The organism is Sphingomonas pruni NBRC 15498 (assembly GCF_001598455.1).
GTDB lineage: Bacteria > Pseudomonadota > Alphaproteobacteria > Sphingomonadales > Sphingomonadaceae > Sphingomonas > Sphingomonas pruni.
On sequence record NZ_BCYZ01000124.1, the window covers coordinates 1 to 4937 of the forward strand.

Annotated in this window: 4 protein-coding genes; all 4 read left to right on the plus strand. The window is 67.9% G+C overall.

All coding sequences use genetic code 11. The features are described from left to right. Positions 1 to 102 precede the first annotated feature (102 nt). The 4 genes from SPR01S_RS20485 to SPR01S_RS20500 all read left to right on the plus strand — a co-directional run bounded on the left by SPR01S_RS20485 (position 103) and on the right by SPR01S_RS20500 (position 4910). Positions 103 to 588, plus strand: coding sequence for a GNAT family N-acetyltransferase (locus tag SPR01S_RS20485; RefSeq protein ID WP_245662152.1), 486 nt, complete (start codon positions 103 to 105; stop codon positions 586 to 588). Then, a complete protein-coding gene (gene pheS / locus SPR01S_RS20490) occupies positions 581 to 1657 on the plus strand; it encodes a phenylalanine--tRNA ligase subunit alpha (RefSeq protein ID WP_066593562.1) in 1077 nt (358 codons plus the stop codon). Before SPR01S_RS20485 ends, pheS begins: the two co-directional genes overlap by 8 nt. Beyond that, positions 1654 to 4041: a phenylalanine--tRNA ligase subunit beta gene (gene pheT, locus SPR01S_RS20495; protein WP_066593565.1), complete on the plus strand. Its 2388-nt coding sequence runs from the start codon at positions 1654 to 1656 to the stop codon at positions 4039 to 4041. The genes pheS and pheT overlap by 4 nt, the downstream gene beginning before the upstream one ends. Before the next feature lie 122 nt (positions 4042 to 4163). Continuing rightward, positions 4164 to 4910, plus strand: a complete 747-nt coding sequence (locus tag SPR01S_RS20500; protein WP_066593567.1) for an SDR family NAD(P)-dependent oxidoreductase — start codon at positions 4164 to 4166, stop codon at positions 4908 to 4910. The last annotated feature ends 27 nt before the right edge of the window (positions 4911 to 4937 follow it).

The window sequence follows — 4937 nt, forward strand, 5'->3', positions numbered from 1 at the left end:
GGGGGGGGGAGGATGGCGAAACACTATCGTCGTGCCTCCGCCCCCTCCGTCGGCTCTGCCGACACCTCCCCCTGTCGGGGGAGGATTATCGAGAGAAACAACGTGATCGAACTACGAGCGATGCAGGACGGCGATTTCGCGTGGTTGTTGGGCGAGCGCCCGGCACCAGCGAACCCGCCCGCGATTTGCGAAGGCGGCGTGGCGCCGGCCGAGGTTATCGAGCTGATCCGTGGCGTCGCGGCGAAGAATCGCGAGGCGATTGGCGGCGACGTCGCTTGGCTGGTCGTCGCCGACGACGAGACGGTCGGGATGATCAGCTTCACCCGGCCGCACGACGGCAAGCGCCCGGAGATCGGTTACGGCATCGCCGACAGCCGCCAGGGGCGCGGCCACGCCACCGCCGCGGTCACCGCGCTGCTGCCGATCGTCCGGGCGCGCGGCTTTGACGGCTTGACCGCGGAGACCGGGGTAGGCAACCGGCCCTCACAACTGGTGCTGGAGCGGAATGGCTTCCTCCGCACCGGCGAGCGCACCGACCCCGAGGACGGCGACCTCTATCTATGGACGATCGGATTGAACGATGAGTGATCTCGACCAGCTCAAGGGCGACCTGCTCGCGGCGATCGACAGTGCCGATCTGGCGAGGCTGGAGGATATTCGCGTCTCGGCGCTCGGCAAATCGGGCAGCGTCACCGGATTGCTAAAGACCTTGGGCGGCATGTCGCCCGAGGAGCGCCAGACGACCGGCCCGCGCATCCACGCGCTGCGCGAGGCGGTGACCGAGGCGCTGACCGGGCGCAAGGCGGGGCTCGAACGCGAAGCGCTCGACGCGCGGCTGGCGGGCGAGACGCTCGACATAACGCTCCCGGTTGACGTGCCGGCGGCGGGCACGGTCCATCCGGTCAGCCAGGTGATGGACGAACTCGCCGAAATCTTCGCCGATCTGGGCTTCGCTGTCGCGACCGGACCCGAGATCGAGGACGACTGGCACAATTTCACCGCACTCAACATTCCGGAATCCCATCCGGCGCGGGCAATGCATGACACCTTCTATTTCCCCGACGAGCCGGACGGGGAGCGGAAGATGTTGCTCCGCACCCACACTTCGCCGGTGCAGATCCGAACGATGGTCAACCAGCAGCCGCCGATCCGCATCATCGCGCCGGGGCGGACCTATCGCTCGGATTCGGACGCGACCCATACGCCGATGTTCCATCAGGTCGAGGGGCTGGTCATCGACAAGGGGATCACGCTCGGTCATCTCAAATGGACGCTCGAGACCTTCCTCAAGGCCTATTTCGAGCGCGACGACATCGTTTTGCGCCTCAGGCCCAGCTATTTCCCCTTCACCGAGCCGTCGGCGGAGGTCGATGTCGGCTACACGATCCAGAACGGCAAGCGGGTGATCGGTGGGTCGGACCATTGGATGGAAGTACTGGGCAGCGGCATGGTCCATCCCAAGGTGATCGCGGCGTGCGGGCTCGATCCCGACGAATGGCAGGGATTCGCGTTCGGCTGCGGGATCGACCGGCTGGCGATGCTCAAATACGGCATGGACGACCTGCGCGCGTTCTTCGACGGCGATATCCGCTGGCTCAAACATTACGGCTTCGCGGCGCTCGACGTGCCCACGCTGAGCGGGGGAGTGGGGGCATGAAGTTCACCCTGAACTGGCTCAAGGAGCATCTCGACACCCAGGCCTCGCTCGACGACATCGTCGACGCGCTGACCCGCGTCGGGCTCGAGGTCGAGGGCGTCGACAATCCCCGCGAGAAGCTTGCGGCCTTCAAGGTCGCCAAGGTGCTGACCGCCGAGCGTCACCCGCAGGCCGACAAGCTCCAGGTGCTGACCGTCGATACCGGCGACGGCAATCCGCTCCAGGTGGTGTGCGGCGCACCCAATGCTCGCGCGGGACTGGTCGGCGTGCTCGGCCTGCCAGGCGCGATCGTTCCGGCCAACGGCATGGAGCTCCGGGTCTCGGCGATCCGCGGCGTCGAATCGAACGGCATGATGTGTTCGACGCGCGAGCTCGAACTCGGCGACGACCATGACGGGATCATCGAGCTTCCCGCCGATGCTCCAATCGGCACGGCCTTCCCCGATTATGCGGGGCTCAACGATCCGGTGATCGACGTGTCGATCACCCCGAACCGCCAGGATTGCATGGGCGTGCGGGGCATCGCGCGCGACCTCGCCGCCGCCGGGCTGGGAACGCTCAAGCCACTCGCCCAGGTCTATCGTACCGACGCTATCGCGCCGGTCGCAGGCGAAGGTCCCGGCCCCGACGTGCGCACCGACGACACCGCGGGCTGCCCCGCTTTCTATGGCCAGGAAGTGCGCGGCGTGACCAACGGCGCCGCCCCCGAATGGACGCGCCGGTTCCTGACCGCGATCGGGCAGAAGCCGATCTCGGTGCTGGTCGACATCACCAATTTCGTCTCGGTCGATCTCGGCCGGCCGCTCCACGTCTATGACAAGGCCAAGCTCTCGGGCGGCCTCGTCGCGCGGCGCGCCAAAGCGGGCGAGCAGGTGCTGGCGCTCAACGGCAAGACCTACACGCTCGACGAGACGATGACCGTCATCGCCGACGACCTCGCCGTGCACGATATCGGCGGCATCATGGGCGGCGAGCATTCGGGTGTGTCGGAGACGACCACCGACGTGGTCATCGAATGCGCCTATTTCGACCCCGACCATATCGCGCGGACCGGGCAGAAGCTCGGCCTCACCAGCGATGCGCGTCAGCGGTTCGAGCGTGGGGTCGATCCGGCATTCCTCGACGACGGTCTCGCGATCGCGACCAAGCTGGTGCTCGATCATTGCGGTGGGACGGCGAGCGGGATCACCCGGGCGGGTGAACCGCCCGTCACGCCGCGCACTATCCAGTACGATCCGGCCCGTGCCGAAACGCTCGGCGGCCTCGCCGTCGCGCCCGAGCGGCAGAAGGACATTCTCGAGCGCCTCGGCTTCGCGGTCGGCGATGGTTGGCAGGTGACCATTCCGACGTGGCGCCGCGACGTGGACGGCGCGGCCGATCTGGTCGAGGAAGTCATCCGCATCGAAGGGATCGACAAGGTCCAGCCGGTGCCGCTCGACCGCGCGCCCGGCGTGGCGCGCCCGACCGCGACTCCCGAACAGAAACTCGAACGCAAGCTGCGGCGGGCCGCCGCGGCACGCGGGCTCGACGAAGCGGTGACCTGGAGCTTCCTGAGCCAGGCCGAGGCCGATGCGTTCGGCGGCGGGGCGTGGAGCCTGGCCAACCCGATCAGCGAGGACCTCAAGGTCATGCGGCCGTCGCTGCTGCCCGGTCTGCTCTCGGCGGCGGCGCGCAATCTCAATCGCGGTGCGGGCAGCGTGCGGCTGTTCGAACTCGGCCGGCGCTATCTGGCGGACGCCGAGCGTCCGACCTTGGGCGTTGTGCTGGCGGGCGACCGCCGGCCGCGGGGCTGGCAGGCGGGCAAGGCTCAGGGTTTCGACTCCTTCGACGCCAAGGCCGAGGCGCTGGCGCTGCTCGCCGCGGCGGGCGCGCCGGTCGACAATCTCCAGGTAATGGGGGAGGCCGGCGAGACCTGGCATCCCGGCCAGTCGGGCACTTTGCGGCTCGGCCCCAAGACAGTGCTCGCCGCGTTCGGCATGCTCCATCCGCTGACTGCCAAGGCGTTCGATCTCGACGGCCCGGTCGCCGCGGTCGAGCTCTATCTCGACGCGATCCCGGGCAAGCGTTCCACCGGCTTCATGCGCCCGGCCTACACACCGCCCGCGCTCCAGGCGGTCAAGCGCGACTTCGCCTTCACCGTCCCCGCCGGCCTGACCGCCGACGCGCTGACCCGCGCGGTGCGCGGGAGCGACAAGGCGGCGATCACCGCCGCGCGCGTGTTCGACCTGTTCGAGCGCCCAGGAGAGAATGGCGCCGTGAAGTCGATGGCGATCGAAGTGACGCTACAGCCGAGTGACAAGAGCTTCACCGATGCCGATCTGAAGGCAGTAGCCGACAAGGTGGTCGCCGCGGCGGCGAAGCTTGGGGCAACGTTGCGGGGATAACACATGCCCTCACCCGTTCGCGCCTTCGGCGCTCTTTCCCTCTCCCGCGTGCGGGAGAGGGAGGGAGGCGCGAAGCGCCGGAAGGGTGAGGGTCTGTTGAAACAAGCGGAAGGAAACAACGCATGCGCACGGCCCTGATCACCGGTGGAACCTCGGGCATCGGCGAGGCGGCGGTGCGCGCGTTCGTCGCCGCCGGCTGGCGCGTGATCGCGACCGGGCGGCGCAGGGAGCGGCTCGATGCGCTGGTCGCCGAGCTCGGCGCCGACAAGGTGCATCCCGCGGTGTTCGACGTGCGTGACGAGGCCGCGCGCGATGCCGCGCTGGATGCGCTCCCGGAGAACTTCCGCGCGATCGACCTGTTGATCAACAATGCCGGGCTCGCGCTTGGCACCGCGCCGGCGCAGTCCGCCTCGCTCGATCAATGGAAGACGATGATCGACACCAACGTCACCGCTCTGGTGTCGCTGACGCGCAAGCTGCTGCCCGCCTTGGTCGAGCGCAAGGGCGCGATCATCAACATCTCGTCGGTCGCGGCGACCTATCCCTATACCGGCGGCAATGTCTATGGCGGGACCAAGGCGTTCGTGCACCAGTTCAGTTTGGGGCTGCGGTCGGACCTCGCCGGTACTGGAGTGCGCGTCACCTCAATCGAGCCCGGCATGGTCGAAACCGAATTCACCCTGGTCCGCACCGAAGGCAACCAGGAGGCATCGGACAAACTCTATGGCGGCGCCAATCCGATGACCGGCGAGGATATCGCCAACACGCTGCTCTGGGTCGCCCAGCTGCCGCCGCACCTCAACATCAACACGCTCGAACTGATGCCGGTCAGCCAGTCCTTCGCGGGGTTCCAGGTAGCGCGGAGCTAGTCGCACCGTTCCCCTCCCTTGCAGGGG